Source organism: Thiovibrio sp. Mzg5 (assembly GCF_055379285.1).
Genome location: NZ_AP022872.1, coordinates 2,121,092 through 2,137,980 on the forward strand (window position 1 = coordinate 2,121,092; position 16,889 = coordinate 2,137,980).

The 16,889-nt window shown below is 57.9% G+C and carries 18 protein-coding genes; 11 read left to right on the forward strand and 7 right to left on the reverse strand.

Translation table 11 applies throughout. The features are described from left to right. From ACZ46D_RS09740 to ACZ46D_RS09755, 4 genes are all read right to left on the reverse strand, one after another. Positions 1 to 378, reverse strand: coding sequence for a multiheme c-type cytochrome (locus ACZ46D_RS09740; RefSeq protein WP_464927246.1), 378 nt, complete (start codon positions 376 to 378; stop codon positions 1 to 3). A 386-nt stretch (positions 379 to 764) separates the two neighbouring features. Beyond that, on the reverse strand, positions 765 to 2,222 hold the full coding sequence (locus ACZ46D_RS09745; RefSeq protein ID WP_464927247.1) for an ammonia-forming cytochrome c nitrite reductase subunit c552: 1,458 nt from the start codon (positions 2,220 to 2,222) through the stop codon (positions 765 to 767). Positions 2,223 to 2,246: 24 nt separating this feature from the next. Next, complete coding sequence (gene nrfH / locus ACZ46D_RS09750) at positions 2,247 to 2,702, reverse strand: cytochrome c nitrite reductase small subunit (RefSeq protein WP_464927248.1); 456 nt, start codon at positions 2,700 to 2,702, stop codon at positions 2,247 to 2,249. 356 nt (positions 2,703 to 3,058) lie between these two features. Further along, the gene (locus ACZ46D_RS09755; RefSeq protein WP_464927249.1) at positions 3,059 to 3,841 is read right to left on the reverse strand and encodes a prepilin peptidase; all 783 of its coding nucleotides are present in this window, start codon (positions 3,839 to 3,841) and stop codon (positions 3,059 to 3,061) included. A 280-nt stretch (positions 3,842 to 4,121) separates the two neighbouring features. On the opposite strand from ACZ46D_RS09755, the gene ACZ46D_RS09760 reads away from it, so the two are divergent. From ACZ46D_RS09760 to ACZ46D_RS09795, 8 genes are all read left to right on the forward strand, one after another. Next, positions 4,122 to 5,159, forward strand: a complete 1,038-nt coding sequence (locus tag ACZ46D_RS09760) for a hypothetical protein (protein WP_464927250.1) — start codon at positions 4,122 to 4,124, stop codon at positions 5,157 to 5,159. A 51-nt stretch (positions 5,160 to 5,210) separates the two neighbouring features. Beyond that, positions 5,211 to 5,594, forward strand: coding sequence for a PilZ domain-containing protein (locus tag ACZ46D_RS09765; RefSeq protein ID WP_464927251.1), 384 nt, complete (start codon positions 5,211 to 5,213; stop codon positions 5,592 to 5,594). Between the two features lie 81 nt (positions 5,595 to 5,675). After that, positions 5,676 to 5,975, forward strand: a complete 300-nt coding sequence (locus tag ACZ46D_RS09770) for an MTH1187 family thiamine-binding protein (RefSeq protein WP_464927252.1) — start codon at positions 5,676 to 5,678, stop codon at positions 5,973 to 5,975. A 22-nt stretch (positions 5,976 to 5,997) separates the two neighbouring features. Continuing rightward, a complete protein-coding gene (locus tag ACZ46D_RS09775) occupies positions 5,998 to 6,168 on the forward strand; it encodes a CD1871A family CXXC motif-containing protein (RefSeq protein ID WP_464927253.1) in 171 nt (56 codons plus the stop codon). Between the two features lies 1 nt (position 6,169). After that, positions 6,170 to 7,063, forward strand: a complete 894-nt coding sequence (locus tag ACZ46D_RS09780) for a 4Fe-4S binding protein (RefSeq protein ID WP_464927254.1) — start codon at positions 6,170 to 6,172, stop codon at positions 7,061 to 7,063. Positions 7,064 to 7,092: 29 nt separating this feature from the next. Next, a complete protein-coding gene (locus ACZ46D_RS09785; RefSeq protein WP_464927255.1) occupies positions 7,093 to 7,530 on the forward strand; it encodes an SH3 domain-containing protein in 438 nt (145 codons plus the stop codon). Positions 7,531 to 7,597: 67 nt separating this feature from the next. Then, positions 7,598 to 9,004: an amino acid permease gene (locus ACZ46D_RS09790; protein WP_464927256.1), complete on the forward strand. Its 1,407-nt coding sequence runs from the start codon at positions 7,598 to 7,600 to the stop codon at positions 9,002 to 9,004. 43 nt (positions 9,005 to 9,047) lie between these two features. Next, entirely contained in the window at positions 9,048 to 10,313 is a 1,266-nt protein-coding gene (locus tag ACZ46D_RS09795; protein ID WP_464927257.1) for an Nramp family divalent metal transporter, read from the forward strand. Positions 10,314 to 10,522: 209 nt separating this feature from the next. Here ACZ46D_RS09795 and ACZ46D_RS09800 read toward each other — a convergent pair whose 3' ends face one another. From ACZ46D_RS09800 to ACZ46D_RS09810, 3 genes are all read right to left on the reverse strand, one after another. After that, on the reverse strand, positions 10,523 to 11,278 hold the full coding sequence (locus ACZ46D_RS09800) for a BON domain-containing protein (RefSeq protein ID WP_464927258.1): 756 nt from the start codon (positions 11,276 to 11,278) through the stop codon (positions 10,523 to 10,525). A gap of 24 nt (positions 11,279 to 11,302) precedes the next feature. After that, entirely contained in the window at positions 11,303 to 11,815 is a 513-nt protein-coding gene (locus ACZ46D_RS09805) for a Spy/CpxP family protein refolding chaperone (RefSeq protein WP_464927259.1), read from the reverse strand. Positions 11,816 to 11,906: 91 nt separating this feature from the next. Then, entirely contained in the window at positions 11,907 to 12,086 is a 180-nt protein-coding gene (locus ACZ46D_RS09810) for a CsbD family protein (RefSeq protein ID WP_423123137.1), read from the reverse strand. 467 nt (positions 12,087 to 12,553) lie between these two features. Here ACZ46D_RS09810 and ACZ46D_RS09815 point away from each other — a divergent pair, with 467 nt between their 5' ends. From ACZ46D_RS09815 to ACZ46D_RS09825, 3 genes are all read left to right on the forward strand, one after another. Further along, the gene (locus ACZ46D_RS09815) at positions 12,554 to 13,897 is read left to right on the forward strand and encodes an MFS transporter (protein ID WP_464927260.1); all 1,344 of its coding nucleotides are present in this window, start codon (positions 12,554 to 12,556) and stop codon (positions 13,895 to 13,897) included. A gap of 330 nt (positions 13,898 to 14,227) precedes the next feature. Then, positions 14,228 to 14,689 carry a (2Fe-2S)-binding protein gene (locus ACZ46D_RS09820; protein ID WP_464927261.1) on the forward strand — a complete coding sequence of 154 codons (462 nt, stop codon included), beginning with the start codon at positions 14,228 to 14,230 and terminating at the stop codon, positions 14,687 to 14,689. Further along, complete coding sequence (locus tag ACZ46D_RS09825) at positions 14,686 to 16,887, forward strand: xanthine dehydrogenase family protein molybdopterin-binding subunit (protein ID WP_464927262.1); 2,202 nt, start codon at positions 14,686 to 14,688, stop codon at positions 16,885 to 16,887. The genes ACZ46D_RS09820 and ACZ46D_RS09825 overlap by 4 nt, the downstream gene beginning before the upstream one ends. Positions 16,888 to 16,889 lie beyond the last annotated feature (2 nt).

The window sequence follows — 16,889 nt, forward strand, 5'->3', positions numbered from 1 at the left end:
CTATTTGCCTCCCTGTGCGTGATATGGCTTGGCCGCCCCACTCTGTACCGTCAAGGCATGCGGGTCATGGCAGGGGAAGCAGCTTTTTCCCTCTTTTCCTTTGCTCTTTTGTGCCTGGGTCACCTGTTCGGCATGGCAGCCACGGCAGCTCACCAGTCCAGGCCGGGCCGCAAAATTTTTGTCCGTTGTGCCGTGACAGACGATACACTTAACCCCCATCAACCCATGTTTGCCGTTGAACCAGGCAGTTCCCTGGTCGACATGGCACTCAGCGCATTCCTGGCTTTCCTGCGTGGCCACATGTTTCCTTGCCGCCCCAAGCACCGCCTGCGGCTGCATCAGCAGACACAATCCTATCAGTACGATCAATCGGTTCATGGTCCCTCCTCGTCTTCATTTTGTTTCCGCGCACCACCGAGATGCTTGCCTGGAGGCCAGAATTTTCCGCCCTCGCCTTCATCCTCGTATCCATCTTATGGCAACTGCCCGTAAAGGTGTTGTTAATGGCGGTAAAGATTCGGTAAATGTGGGAGGTCCGCGGGAAAAACCACGAGGTCGGCCTTTGGCCGCAGGGGGGAGGAGGGAAGGTTGGCAGAGGCGAAGATACACGGGTGGGCATTATGTGCTTGCGGACAAGCAATCCGATACCACCGTGCTTGAAGCAAGTCCGCCATAAAAAAAGCCCCGGATACCATGGGGCGTAAACGAAGGAGATAGAAAAATTCCCGGCACGGGGAAATCCCGTGCCGGGAATAGGTCGGCACTTATTTAGCGGCGAAGGGATCCTTCAACTCCTGTTCCGGCACGAACATGAGCTTCTTCGCGCCACGGTTGTTTAGATATTTTGGCAGTTCCAGATCGATCTTGACTGGCACGGCAATGCCCGCAGCAGCCAACCCCTGTCGGAGCAGGGCTTCCGCCTGTCCGGCGTGGAGGGCGGCATCACCGAGAATCCGCATGGCCTCGGTTGGATTATGGAAACCGACGGAATTCTCGGCCCCGAAGAAGATCACCCGGTAAAAGGCCTCTTCATAATGATCCTTGGCCTGGGCGTACAGATCCTTGTTGATTTCCTTGCCTTCGGCCTGCGCCTTATGGGTCATCTCAAAGAGTTTGGCCACCGTGGCCGTGGCATACCCGGAGCGGATAAAGATGGAGGCTGCCCGATCCTGGATGGCAAAGACCTGCTCTTTCAGCCATTCCGGGGTCTCGGTGTGGCATTGCTGACACGCCTTCATCTCATTTTTCAACGGGCTCATGACCCGATGGTCCGAGGCCTTCTGGCTGCCCACCTTGGTATACGGCATATGGCAGTCAGCGCAGGAAACGCCAGCCTGCCAGTGAACACTGTTGTTGGAGAACATCTCGAACTCAGGATGGCGGATAAAGCCCATCTTGAAACCGGTGACGCTCTGTTTCCATTCGCCGTTGGCCGGGTTGCTGCGAATCTTCTTGATGATGTTTTCTATGGTGATATTGCCCCACTTGCTTTCATCCCAAGGGAAGAAGACATCCACGGATTTCATGTCAGCGTCTTTGGGGATGTTGTAGGTCACATGGCACTGGGCGCAGACCAGGGAGCGTTTGTCCTGCTGGGTCAGCTTGGTCTCATCCACGCCCATGGTTTTCAAGGCTTTGCCCAGGGTGAAGGCACGGGAAAGCTTGAGGGACATATCCTTGTTGTCGTGGCAATCGATGCAGGAGACACCGAGGTCCTGATGCTCCTTGGGGATCTCAGCCAATACCACATCGTAGGGCTTGGCATAATAGTCCTTGCCCATTTTCTGCTCGAGTTGCGCAGCATAAGGGGTTTTGCAGGTCAGACAAACACCGCCGGCCTTGACTCGGGAAGGATCGACCAGGGATTGATCCTTCCGCATGTTGAGATGCCCCCGGGGTTCGTTGTACTCAACGCCAAAACCCCAGCCGTTAAAGAGCAGGGCCAGGAAGGGAAATTCCGAAATCTTATCATAGGCCACGCCGCCGTCATTGCCCTTTTTATACTTGCTTTTGCCGACCGGCGTTGGCTCGCCGGTCTTTTTCCACATATCGTATTCCACCGGCCAGGCCTTGCCCCACTGGGCAGGGTCGATCACGCCATCGGCAATTTCCACGGTCTTGATCGGTCTTGGTTTTTCCGGGGCGCATCCCGCGCCAAACGCCAGGGTCGCCATCAATGCCAGCACCGCGCTTTGTTGTATCCTCTTTGTGGTCTTCTTCATTGTTTTCTCTCCTCCCTTGATCGATTAAATGGTTCCGGTCAATCGGTGTTGTAATTGGCGGTGACAGTTCCAGCATTTCCGGGTGGTGTCCATGCGGGACACGGTTTCTTCATGACAGCGGAGACAGTTTTTCTGCACCACCTGTATCCCGTGGCTGCTCAGGATGATTCTTTCGGGAACCTGGCCTGAGTTAAAGAACAGGACATCTTTCATGCCATCAATGGACTTCCAGAAGTAGTGGCCAATGGGACCACCGTTGGGCAGATGGCAATCCACGCAACGGATTCTCCGGTGGGCTCCGGCGTGACTCCAAGCTGTGTGCTGTTCCTCCATAACATGGCAACTGGCACAAAATGCCGGGGATTCCGATTTGGCCAGGAGGCGTGGCGGACCGACCAGCAGGAAGACCAGAATCGCCACTCCGCCCACTCCTGCTGCAAGAAGCGTAACGACTTGTTGTCTGGATTTCAGAAGCTGCATGCATCCTCCTTGTTGTGAAATTACATTTGTTGCTCTTATCCCAACGGGGACTATCTCAACTCATTGGGGGGTTTATTCCTGACTGCGCGTTGATTCGTGTTTTTATTTTTTCCCTTCCCGTATTCCCATCGCTGTCAGGGATTCTGCGGACGAGCCTACAAGCACGCCAAGGGCTCATGTCACCCAAGGCTGACCTTATTTCTTCATCATTATTTATATTAGCATACAGCAAGTGTCAGTAAAGGTGCTGTTAATGGCGGTAAAGATTCGGTAAAGGTGGGGAGGTCTGCACAGGAGAACACGAGAGCGGCCATTGACCGCGGACAGGGAACAGGAAGGTGGGAAGACAGCGGAGATCAGCGGTGGAGCACAAACCGGACAAACAGCAGAAGGATCTCCTGCCGGAAAAAGAGATAGAGCAGAGCCGCCATGGCGAGGAAGGGGCCATAGGGGATGACGGTCTTGCCGCCCTTGCGCTGTTCGATCATGGCCCAGACGCCCGCCACCACCCCCATCACCGAACTGCCGAACACCACAAAGGGCAGGGACTGCCAGCCCAGAAAAGCGCCGATCATGGCCAGCAGCTTGATGTCGCCGCCGCCCATGCCCTCCCGCTTGGTAAGCAGGTAGTAGGTCAGGGCGACCAGATAAAAACTCCCCCCCCCGAAGAGAATCCCCAACCCGGCGTCCTGCCAGGTCACGAAGGGATTGACAAAGGAAAGGGCAAACCCGAGGACAACGCCGGGCAGGCTGATCACATCGGGAATGATCTGGTGCTGAAAATCGATGAAGATGACCGCAAGCAGGGCTGCGCAAAAGATAAAATAGATGGGAAAGAGCAGGGTAAGGCCAAAGTGCTGGTACAGCGCCAGGGACAGGAGCGCCATGGCTCCCTCGACCAGGGGATAGCGCCAGGAAATCCGCACTTGGCACTGCCGGCACTTGCCGCGCAGCAGGAGGAAGCTCACCAGGGGGATGTTATCGTACCAGGCAATACCTTTTTTGCAGACCGGGCAATGGGAGGGTGGAAAAACGACGGAACCGCCTTCTTCGGGCAGGCGGACAATGACCACGTTGAGAAAACTACCGACCAGAGCCCCGAACAGGGCGACAAAAAAAGAGAGCGTATTCTCAACCATGCGTCGTATTTCCTTGCCCGGCCATTCGGGGATTTTTTTAACCAAGGCGCCACGGAACTGCTGTCACGCAACTGCCTGTTGCCAAACCGCAGAAATTTCTGCTATAGTACCCTACAAAATTTCCAGTCACAATAGGCCATTGGCCCAGCTTGACCAGAAAAGATCATGCCGCCCTCTGACAGGGCTGGACAAAATTATACGAGCAAGAGCGACACCTCACTGTCTGCACGGACGCTGCTCTTCTTCCTTTTATAAAGCCAATGGCTGTGGAGTATTGCCGGTGATTCTTTCCCTCGACGAATCCATTCAAAAACTGAAAACAGAGATCCTTTCCCAGGACTGGAGCCTGTCGCCAAGAAAAATTGAGCCCCTGCAGGCGGCCTTCACCTGCCTGAAAAACCGCTTCAACACCAGGAAAAACACCCTGGCCATTCTGACCATGGCAGACAGCGTTCTCCTTTACGCCCAGAAACGACAGGATCAGATTCCCCCCGAGTTCATCGATTTCCTCAAGGAAACCATGGCCCATGTGGTCAATATGTATGAGGACGGCAAGTTCGACCCGGACAGGGATGCCGAGGTATTCAAAAGGGTGTACGGCAAATTCACCAAGCTCAAGGAAAAGGTGGCTGCGGAAAAGGGCGCAGCTCTCAAGCCGGCTGGGCATGCGGCAGAGTCATCTATTGACTTAGAATCGTGGGAAGCTCCGGTTTCCCTGGAGGATGCCACTCCGGACCTGGTCCAAACCATAGCCGAGCCAACCCCTGCGGCCAGGGTTCCCGGACAGGCCGCCCCAAAAACGGCAGCGGCGAAACCCCTGCCGATCCAGCCTGGGGCCATGATCCGCTCCCTCACCATCGGCAAGCTCTCCCTGGCCATTGCCGAAGAACACATCGCCCTCATCAAACCGCTTTCTCCCAAAAAAAGAAAAAAATATATCCAAAGCAGCCAGATCCCCTTGAAGGACTTGGGGGGCTGGTTCCGCGGCCTGGCCGGCCAGATGAAAGGACCCCTGGCCCTGCTCAAAAACGGCAAGCTGAAAAAACTGATCCTTCCCCTCATGATCCCACGGGGCATTGGCCTCACCGACATCCCCGATGAAGAGGCGACCATGCTGGTGGTGGTAAGCAACGGAAACTGGCACGGGGTGATTCTCTGCCGGAGCCTTGAACAGGAAGCGACCCCTTTGCTCTTGCTGACCCTGGCAAAAAATGGCGACATTGTCGGCCCAGCCCGACTCGGGGAGGACCAGGAGCTGCAACTGCTGAACATCAGCCGGCTTCTCGAACGGGAAGGGTTTCTCTTCATGCCGGAATAGGATCGCTGCCTAGAGCAGGCAACCCACGCCACAGGACAAGAGGATTCAACCATGAAGAACAAGCGCAAAAACAGCAGGGTACCGTTCCAGGTCATCATCGGTCTGGACTTTCCGGATCGAAGCCATGCCGAGTGTGAGACTGCGGACCTGAGCCTCAAGGGGGTCTTCGTGCTTGGCGTTACCGGACACAAGATCGGCGAAAACTGCCTGGTCTCTCTGCGGCTGGTGGGTTCAACCAGCCATCTGAGCCTGAAAATGAAGGGCACGGTGGTGCGGGTGGAAGAGGATGGGCTGGCCCTGCATTTTTACGAGATGGATCTGGACAGCTTTTATCATCTGAAAAATATCCTTTACTACAATTCCGAAAATCCGGACACGCTGGACGAGGAACTCTCCGCGCAGATCGAGAGTTTCCAGGACAAAGAGCACGAGTAAAGCCTTTTTACTTTGCGCCCATTGCGCCTCTGCGTTATTTTCTTCTTTTGTGCGATTGCAAAACCTGTTACGGAAAGAACCATGGCGATCATGCAGCTGACCATCATCCCCCTCGGCACCAAAACCCCCAGCGTGGGCCAATACGTGGCCGAGATAGAGCAGGCGTTGCAGAAGGAAGGAGTCCCCCATACACTGACCGACATGGGGACCATCATCGAGGGTGAGCCCCAGGAACTTCTTGGACTGGCCGCCCGGCTGCACGCCTTGCCCTTTGCCCATGGAGTGCAGCGGGTTGTGACCCAGCTGGTACTTGACGAGCGCCGCGACCAGGATGTGAAGTTGGGCGATAAAACCGCCGCTGTCCAAGCCCGCCTCGCCTAAAATAATTCCGGATGACACAACCATGAGCCAGATCGCCCGCGAGCCCCGCAACAAAAGACCCCTCCGCAAAGCCCCCTTTGTGGTGATCCCCGCCTTTCTTTTCCTCTGGATGATCGGCGTCGCCACCGGGGAACCGGCCCGAGTGCTGGAACAGGCTCTTCAGGTCTGCCTGAGCTGCATAGGGATAGGCTGAGATGGAAACCGCCCGCAAATGGGTCCAAGTGATCCTCGGTTTTCTCATGAACAGCTCCTGGTCCTTTCCCTTTACCAGAACCATCTATCAGGGCCCCCTCAAGGTGCTCTGCGCGCCCGGCCTGAACTGCTACTCCTGCCCGGCGGCCACCACCTATTGCCCCATGGGTTCGCTCCAGCAGCTGCTGGGCGGGTTGCGCTTTGCTCTGGAAAACGGCCAGCATTATTTCGGCCTTTCGGTGCTCGGCTCCATCGGCGTGCTCGGCGGGCTGTTCGGCAGGCTGATCTGCGGCTGGGCCTGCCCCTTCGGCTTTATCCAGGAACTCCTGCACAAGATCCCCAGCAAGAAATTCGGGATTCCGCGCCTGCTCTCCTATGGCAAATACATATTCCTGCTTCTCTTTGTTGTTGTGCTGCCGCTGGTGCTCGTTGATGAATTCGGCACCGGCAGCCCCTGGTTCTGCAAGTTCGTCTGCCCGGCCGGCACTTTGGAAGCAGGCCTGCCAATGCTCTTGCTCCAGCCCAACCTCCGCAACACCATCGGCCTGCTTTTTCTCAATAAATTCGTGATCATGATCCTTTTTCTGACCTGGGCTGTCTTTTCCAGTCGGCCTTTCTGCCGGACCGCCTGCCCCTTGGGCGCTTTTTACGCGCTGTTCAGCAAGATCCGGCTGATCAAGCTGCATCTCGACGAAGCCAAATGCACCAACTGCAAGGCCTGCCACCATGTCTGCCCCATGGGGGTCAAATTCAATGAATCCCCCGATAACCCGGAGTGCATCACCTGCCTGGCCTGCATGAACAAGGCCTGCAAATTCGACGCCATCTCCCTGGAAATAGGCGGCATTCCTTTGGCCGTCCCGGACCGGGGGTTGTCCCCACCCAGTAAACCGTAATATATCACCCAGCACCTGGAGGTTTTCCCATGATCCGGCGACTCTGCCTCGGACTTATATTCCTGTTAATTTTCGCCTCGGCGGCCCACGCGGAAATGGTGAGCGTCAGCCGCGCCAAGGCGAAGATGCGTTCCGGGCCTGGAGAAAAATACCCGACCAAGTGGGAATTGGGCGTGGGCTACCCGCTCAAGGTGGTCAGCAGCCAGGGCAGCTGGCTCAAGGTGACTGATTTCGAAGACGACGGGGGCTGGATCTATAAAAAACAGGTTGGCAAGGCGCCCTACATGATTGTCAAAGACAAAAAAACCCTCATCCAGAATGATCCAGGAGAAAAACAGCGCGTCGTGGGCAACGCCAACCGTGGCGTGGTTCTGCGGACCATCAAACACAAGAAAGGCTGGGTCCAAGTGAAGCATGAGTCCGGCCTCACCGGCTGGGTCAAGCGCGACGACCTCTGGGGTTGGTAAGCCCCTTACAGCTTAGACGGATCCCGCCTGCGGCCAGGCAACGCAATCCAGGCACGAAAGGAAGGCCATGAAAATTTTCCGCACCAAGACCACCACCCCGGACGATTTAGAGCATACCGGCCTCCACAAATGCCTCACCGCCTTTGATCTCACACTGTTGGGGATCGGAGCGATCATCGGCACCGGTATTTTCGTACTCACCGGCATCGCCGCCGCCACCCAGGCCGGACCTGCGGTGGTGTTGTCCTTTGTCATCGCCGGAATCGCCTGCGCCTTTGCGGCCCTGGCCTATGCCGAACTCGCCTCTGCCGTGGGCGGCTGCGGCAGCGCCTACGGGTACAGTTACGTGGCCTTCGGCGAGCTGATCGCCTGGATCATCGGCTGGGATCTGATCCTGGAATACGGGGTGGCCACCGCCGCCGTGGCCACAGGCTGGGCCGGATATTTCAACAACGCCCTCACCGCCATGGGCATAGCCCTGCCGGATGCCCTGACCAAAGCGCCTTCCGTGGGCGGGATCATCAACCTGCCTGCCGCAGGCATCGTCCTGATCCTCATGGTCCTGCTCATGCTGGGCATGCGGGAAAGCGCCCGCACCAACATGGTCATGGTCTTTGTCAAGCTGCTGACCATTTCGGTTTTCATCGGCGTAGCCATATTCCATGTCAACCCGGAAAACTGGAGCCCGTTCATGCCCTTTGGCTGGAGCGGCACCAGCCCGGAGGGCAAACCAGTGGGAGTGCTGGCCGGCGCGGCCATGGTTTTCTTCGCCTATGTGGGTTTTGACGCGGTTTCCACCGCCGCCGAGGAGGCAAAAAACCCGCAGCGCGACGTGCCCTTCGGTATCCTCTTTTCCCTGATCTTCTGCACCGCCATCTACATCGTGGTCGCCGGGTTACTCACCGGGATTGTGCCGTATACCCAGCTGAACGTGCCCTCGCCCGTGGCCCACTCCCTCCAACTGATCGGGATCAACTGGGCCTCGGCCCTGGTAGCCACCGGGGTCATCGCCGGATTGACCACCGTGATGCTTGTCCTCTATTACGGGCTGACCCGGGTCTTCTTCGCCATGTCCCGGGACGGGTTGCTCTCGCCGTTCTTTGCGGAGGTCCACCCCAAAACCAAGACCCCGGTGCGGGTCATCGGCCTCTGCGGCCTGATCATCTCCCTAATCGCCGGGTTCATCCCCTTGGGCGAGCTGGCCGAACTGGTCAACATCGGCACCCTGGCCGCCTTTGTCCTGGTCTGCCTGGGGGTGATCGTCCTGCGCATCAGACAGCCCCACCTGCACCGCCCCTTCAAGAACCCGCTCAATCCGGTGTTTCCGCTGCTCGGCGCCTTTTCCTGCTCGGGACTCATGGCCTTTTTGCCCTGGGTTACCTGGGTGCGCTTCGCGGTCTGGCTGGTGATCGGAGTTATCGTTTATTTCTCGTACTCCATCCACCACAGCAAGCTGAACAGGCAGGGCGGCTGACCACGGCCAGACACAGACATCCAAACAGTACTGCGATGACGGCATGCGGCTGATGAACACCTTTCTGCACCGATTCTTTTCCGGCCACCGGCCCAAGCTCGGCGGCCTTGAGATCCTCAAGTACATCGGCCCAGGGTTCATCGTCACCATTGGCTTCATCGATCCGGGAAACTGGGCGACCAATGTGGCGGCTGGCTCTCAGTTCGGTTACAGCCTCCTCTGGGTGATAACCCTCTCGACCCTTATCCTCATCCTGGTCCAGCACAACGCGGCCCATCTCGGGATTGTTACTGGCCTCTGCCTCTCGGAGGCCGTGGCCAAATTCAGCACCAAACGCTGGAGCGCATTCTTGCTCGGCAGCGCCATGCTGGCCTCCATCTCCACCTCTTTGGCGGAGTTGCTCGGCGCGGCCATCGGGCTCAATATGCTTTTTAAAATCCCTGTTCCCCTAGGGACCATCCTCACCGCCATTGTCGTGGTGGCGGTGGTGCTGGGCAAAGGCTACCGCGCCATCGAGCGCTACATCATCGGCTTTGTCTCGCTCATCGGCCTCTCCTTCATCTATGAGCTTTTCCTGGCCGAGGTCAACTGGCCAACCACGGCAAGGAGCCTTTTTGTCCCCTGCGTACCCCCTGGTTCCATCATGATCATCATGGCCGTGATCGGGGCGGTGGTCATGCCGCACAACATCTTCCTGCATTCGGAAATTATCCAAAGCCGCCAGCTGCATCTGGGCGATGCCGAAAGCATCAAAAAGCACCTGCGCTATGAATATATCGACACCATCGCCGCCATGCTTGCCGGCTGGGCGATCAACAGCGCCATGGTCATCATGGCCGCCGCGGTTTTCTTCTCCGGCCACACCGTGGTAACTGAGCTTGCCCAGGCGGAAGAAACCTTACGCCCCCTGCTCGGCAACAGTGCGGCCCTGATTTTTGCCACCGCCTTGCTCTTCGCCGGGTTCTCCTCCTCCATCTCCTCCGCTCTCGCAGGCGGCAGCATCTTTGCCGGATATTTCGGCGAACCCCTGGATGTGGCCGACAGTCACTCCCGAGTGGGGATCGTGCTCTCCATCGGCCTTGCCACCCTGGCCATCCTGTTCCTGACCAATCCCTTCCAGGGGTTGATCTGGAGCCAGGTGGCCCTCAGTATTCAGTTGCCGTGGACGGTTTTTGGCCTCATCGCCCTCACCTCGTCCGAGCGGGTCATGGGCATCCACCGGAACACCGGCATGGAAAAATGGATGCTGTGGGGGATTGCCGTGTTCATTGCGGCGTTGAACGCAATCCTGCTCTATAGTTTCTTCTGATTCTGGCCGAGGCGAACAGGGGCAAGGAAGACCGCAAAGATGGAAAGAGGACCATGCAGAGGACGAAATGGTCTGGCGGAGAACCCGCCAGACCCGGGTTGGCTCAGACGTGCTGCTTAGAGCCCCTTCTTTTCAAACCAGCGCAGGAGGCAAGGCGGGGCAACCTGAGCTACCCCGCCCACACACTTTGTTTGGGCCTTAGGCTCAGACTACTCGATGACCATCCGGTTCTTTACCGCAGTCACCCCATTGACGTCGCTGGCGAGTTTGGTGGCCAGGTTCATTTCCGCTGCGTTGCGGGCCTTGCCATACAAGGTGACCTTGCCATGCTTCGTTTCGACCTTGGTATTAATGGCACTGGTCGAGTGGTGGGATAACAAGGTCATCTTGACCTGGGCGGTGATGGAAGCGTCATCAATCTTCTCGCCTACCGTTCGCCCTTTCTTCGGAGTCTTTGCCACGCTCATCTCATTATTTACTTCTTTGATCCCTTCCACATCCTTGGCGTATTCCGTCGTCAATTCCTTTTGCGCCTGACTGGCAGCCTCGCCGCGCAGGGTCACGATGCCGTCTTTAACATCCACCTCGGTTGTGGCGGCGCTCACGCTGCGATGAAACAAGAGCGTTACTCTCACTTTTTCCCGGAGCCACGCATCGGAATTTGCGGTGGGAAATGCGCCTTTAACTTCCAGCCTGTTGTCCACGCTCTTGACCCCGGGGAGGCCCGCGACGGTCTCCTGGGCTAATGATTTGTGAAAATTTTCAGCGACCATCCCGGTCAAGGTGACGGCGCCCTCCTTGGACTCGATTTTGATATCATCGTTCTGAAGGTAGGTTTTGAACACATACGACTGCCTGGCGGATGATTCGATGCGGCTGTCCATATTTTCAGCCTGCACCGGCGTGTTAAGCACCAGCAGCGCCACCGCTGCCACCAGCATAGCTAGAGAATGTATTGCTTTCATGAAATCTCCTTCTTGTCTTGATTATTATTTCTTCATCATCATCTTTGCCGGTTTCTTCGCACCCATCTGCATGGGCATCATCTTTTTCATGTTCTTAAACTGTTCGTCCGTAACGATAGCCCGCATCTCTTTCATGGCTTTTAACATTTCCAAATGATGGGCTACTTTTATCTCGCCAATTTTTCTCACTGCCGCGCTGGCCTTCTCGAGGTCAAAATCTTTCACTTCCATGATATCCCGCAGTTCGATCTCGGCAATCTTCAGGTCCGCTTTGAATCGGGCCTGCTTTTTTTGCATTTCGCTGTGTCCAGGCTTCATTTTCATGATCTGGTCATCGGTGAGCCCCATTTTCTCTGCCTGAATGAGGCACATCCCCATCATCTCACCCATCATGTCCATATTGCCCATTCCCATCATCATCGGGCCAGGTCCTCCCCCCTGCTGCCGCATGGGCATATCCCTCATCTGGGAAAATGCGGGCATTGGCACGCTCAACGCCAACAGAACTACTGCTGCCAGTTTTAATAGTGTTTTCATGACACGTTCTCCTTTTTTTGTTGTTGTGGGGTATTCTGCGCACCCGCGACCGGAGGGCAAGGAGCCGCCGGTGTGTGGCAAGCGGGGCGTACTATTTCTCGAAAACCTTCTTGATCTGACCGATTTTTTCCTGCACCTTGCCGGCGATCTTTTCACCGGTACCTTCATCTGCCAACTTTGGATTATCGCTGAGCTTCCCGGCGATCTCCTTGACCTTCCCCTTCAGTTGATGAAACGTGCCTTCCGCCTGGTCCTTTGTGCCGGATTTCATGGTATTCCTCCCTTAGAATTTCGAAGAGAATTATGGGGATCACACCGCTCGACCACCATATGTGCCGCATCTTTGACGCACCGATCGCATCGCAAGGAAACATGCCTTGGTGTTTGCTCCTCATCTTGAATAGCAGAATGTGTGCCAGGCATATTGTTGCCAGGACATAAGCTCCCACTATGCTAGAATAATGGGAAATTAAGTGAATAATGCGAGAGGGGATGAATACTTTGCCGGAAGCCGATTGCCTGACATATCAGGAATCTCCTGATATGTCAGACGTGATGCTCATTTTTGGGGGGCTCTGTTAACGCAACGCGATTGGCCAAGAGATGACTCAGCCCAATCTCTCTGAAAAGTGGCTGAGGAAATTTACCCAAGCCGATAACCGGAGAATCGGCTACCTTTTGCTGGCCCCTGCGGGGGCTTAGCACTGTATTATGATGCAAAAAATAAGGAACATTTCCATGGGTGCAACCGAAGAAAAGGCAATACAAGGGACGCCCCTCCGGCATCTTTTACGCGCGCTCCGCTCCCGAAACTACCGCCTCTTCCTCGCGGGGCAAGGCGTGTCCCTGGTCGGGACCTGGATGCAGTACGTGGCCATGAGCTGGCTTGTATACCGCCTTACCGGTTCTGCCATGCTGCTGGGGGTTGTTGGTTTCACCAGCCAGATTCCGACCCTCTTCATCTCCCCTGTGGCCGGGGTGCTCGCCGACCGCTGGGACCGGCGTCGTCTTCTGCTGGCGACCCAGTCTCTGGCCATGCTGCAGGCGGGCCTGCTTGCCCTGGTCGTGCTCACCGGGGTGGTGCAGGTCTGGCAGATCATCCTGCTGAGCCTGATCCTGGGCGTGGTCAATGCCTTTGACATCCCGATCCGTCAATCCTTTGTCGTCGAGATGGTCGACCATCGGGAAGACCTGGGCAACGCCATTGCCCTCAACTCCTCCCTGGTCAACGGCGCCCGGCTCATCGGCCCGGCCATCGCCGGCTTGCTCATCGCCTCGGTGGGAGAAGGGCTCTGTTTTATCCTCAACGCCCTCAGCTACCTGGCGGTCATTATCGCCCTTGCAGCCATGCGCCTCCCGCCCGCTGCCAATCCCCGCCCTGCCAGACGCCCTATCCTGCATGAACTCCAGGAAGGCTTTCTCTACGCGTACCGGTTCGGCCCGATCCGAAGCATCCTGTTCCTGCTTGCCCTGGTCAGCCTCATGGGGATGCCCTATTCCGTGCTGGTGCCGGTCTTTGCCAAGGATATCCTGCACGGCGGCGCGCACACCTTCGGCTTTCTCATGACTGCCGCAGGCAGCGGCGCCCTGATCGGCACGCTCTATCTCGCCTCCCGCCGGAGCGTCCGCGGACTCGGCCGGGTGATTGTGCGGGCGACGATCCTTTTCGCGGTCGGCATCGCCACCTTTGCCTTGTCCAACAATTTCCTCCTCTCGCTGGCCACCTTGGCCGTGGCAGGATTTGGGGGCATGACCCTGGTCGCTTCCTGCAACACGGTGCTACAAACGATTTTGGACGAAGACAAACGCGGCCGGGTAATGAGCTTTTTCACCATGGCCTTCATCGGGGTGGCGCCGTTCGGCAGTCTCGGGGCCGGTGCCATGGCCGGCATTCTCGGCCCGCGCGACACCTTGCTGCTCGGTAGCGTCGGCTGCCTCATCGGGGCTGCCTTTTTTGCCCGATACCTCCCGCAGATCAGGGAAAAAGTGCGGCCCATCTATCTCCGCATGGGAATCATCCAGGAAGTCGCGAATGGCTTGGAGACCGCGGCAGAACAACCGCCATTGCCGAAAGACCATTGACCGGAGAAATGAGGGCTGTTTGGAAAGAGTAAGCAGAGATGGAGCAGTCCAGAACGTTGCGAGCAAGTCTCTCTAGCAAATGACCAATTCAGAGGAACATATCCTGCTTCATTTCTCTTTTTGAAAAAATAATTAAGTATGGTGTCCCCAGAAATAAAATAGAGGTCCTTATTTTTTTTCGCGCATCTTTTCCCATCTCCCCTCTTGACAGGGAATTTTGCCCCACGTAATCTGGTCATGATACGCATGTTCCGCAGTCACGGAACCGATGCCGTTCATCACCCCTGCTCGACACCTGTTCACTTCCTTCAACCTCCCGAGGGGATTGCCATGATCACACTCACCGTCAACAACAAGACCTTTGAGGTGGACGCCGCGCCCGAAACGCCGCTGCTCTGGGTGCTGCGCGATCAGCTTCAGCTCACCGGCACCAAGTACAGTTGCGGTATCGGCGAATGCGGGGCCTGCACCGTGCATATCAACGACGAGGCGGTGCGCTCCTGCCAGGTGCCGGTGCAAGAAGCGGTGGGCAAGAAGATCACCACCATCGAGGGCCTGCCGGAGAATCATCCGGTGAAGGCCGCCTGGGTGGCCGAAGAGGTGGTGCAGTGCGGCTACTGCCAGCCCGGCCAAATCATGCAGGCCGCCGCCTTTCTGGCCAAGTTCCCGGAACCGGTCGACGCCGACATCGACAAGGAAATGACCGGTATCTGCCGCTGCGGCACCTACCCGCGCATCCGCACCGCCATCCATCGCGCCGCCAAGGCCTCGGCCAAAGGAGGAAAGCCATGAGCCAGATATTCAATTGCAGCCGTCGTGATTTCTGCAAAAACGGGGCGCTGCTCGGCACCGGCCTGGTGCTCGGCTTCTACCTCCCCGGTTGCCAGAAAAAAGAGATCATCCCCCCGGCCACAGGCCCGTTCAAGGCCAATGCCTTCATCCAGATCGCGCCGGACGAGACCATCACCTTCTTTATCAACAAATCGGAAATGGGCCAGGGGGTTTACACCTCTTTGCCCATGCTGATCGCCGAGGAGTTGGAGGTGAACTGGCAGAAGATTCGGGTCGAGGCCGCGCCGGTGGCCCCGGAATACAACCATACCCAGTGGGGCAACCTCCAGGGCACCGGCGGCAGCACCAGCATCCGTTCGACCTTTGACCAGTTGCGTTCCGCTGGGGCCGCAGGCCGCACCATGCTGATCCAGGCCGCGGCTCAGATCTGGGGTGTGCCGCCCGAATCCTGCAAGGCTGAGGCCGGCAAGATTATCCACCCTAAAGGCGAGAAGACCCTGTCCTACGGCGCGCTGGTCGGCGCCGCCGCCAAGCTGCAGCCGCCCCAGCAGGTCCCGCTCAAACCCGCCGCAAGCTTCAAGATCATCGGCAAACCGCGCCCCCGGATCGATACCCCGGCCAAGGTGAACGGCACCGCCGAGTTCGGCATCGATGTCAAGCGGCCCAACCTGCTCACCGCGGTCGTTGCCAGGCCGCCTGTCTTCGGTGCCAAGCTCAAGGACTTCAACGCCGAGGCGACCAAGGCGGTCCCGGGGGTGAAAGAGGTGGTGGTGGTGGATTCCGGCGTGGCGGTGGTGGCGGAGAATTTCTGGGCCGCAAAACTCGGGCGCGACGCACTCAAAACCTTGTGGGACGAGGGCCCGCTTGCCAAGCTCGACAGTGGAACCCAGGGCAAGGAATACCAGGCGCTGGCGCAAAAGCCGGGATTGGTTGCCGCCAGTCGCGGGGATGCCGCGGCCGCGCTCGCCGCGGCGACCAAGAAGATCGAGGCCATCTATGAGATGCCCTACCTGGCGCACGCGCCCATGGAACCCCTGAACTGCGTGGCCGATGTTCGCGCCGACAGCTGCGAGATCTGGGTGGGTACCCAGATGCAGACCCTGGACCGCAATGCCGCAGCCGAGGTGACCGGCCTGCCGCCGGAAAAGGTCACCTTGCACACCACCTTCCTCGGCGGCGGCTTCGGCCGCAGGGCCGTGGGCGACAGCCATTTCGTCCGCGAGGCGGTCCAGATTGCGAAAGCCATGCAGGTGCCGGTCAAGGTGGTGTGGACCCGCGAAGACGACATCCGCGGCGGCTATTACCGGCCCCGCGCCTACCACACAGTACGCGCCGCCCTGGGCGAGGACAACCTCCCCGTTGCCTGGCAACAGTGCATCGTCTGCCAGTCCATTGTCAAGGGCACTCCCTTCGAAGGGGGGATGATGAAGGATGGCATCGACAATACTGCAGTGGAGGGGATCGCCGATCTCAGTTACGCAGTGCCCAACCTACAGGTCGAATACCAGATGGCCCCTGCCGGGGTGCCGGTGCTGTGGTGGCGCTCGGTGGGCCACTCCTTCACCGCCTTTGTCAAGGAATGCTTCATCGACGAATTAGCCAACGCCGCAGGCCAGGACCCGCTCGCCTTTCGCAAACAGCTTTTGAGCGAACATCCGCGCCAGGTCGCACTCCTCGATCTGCTGGCCGAAAAGGCGGGCTGGGGCAAACCAGAGAAGGGCACGGCCCAGGGCCTGGCCATCCATGAATCCTTTGGCTCCATCGTGGCTCAGGTCGCCGAGGTGACGGTGGAGAACGGTAAAATAAAAGTGCCGCGGGTGGTCTGCGCCGTGGATTGCGGTCAGACCGTCAACCCGGACACCATCGTGGCCCAGATGCAATCCGGCATCTACTTCGGCATGGCCGCAGCGCTCCACGGCGCCATCACCTTTAAAAACGGCCAGGTGGAGCAGAGCAACTTTCACGACTACCCGATGCCGCGGCTGGCCGAGATGCCGACGGTGGAGGTGCATATCATGCCGAGTCAGGAAAAACCCGGCGGCATCGGCGAGCCCGGCGTGCCGCCCATTGCTCCGGCCATTGCCAACGCGCTCTTCGCCGCCACCAAGACCCGGCTGCGAACCCTGCCGCTGAACCTGGCCGCAGCGACACCCAAGGCCCCGGCTGCCGCTGCCAAGGCCGGCAAGAAAAAGAAGTAGGA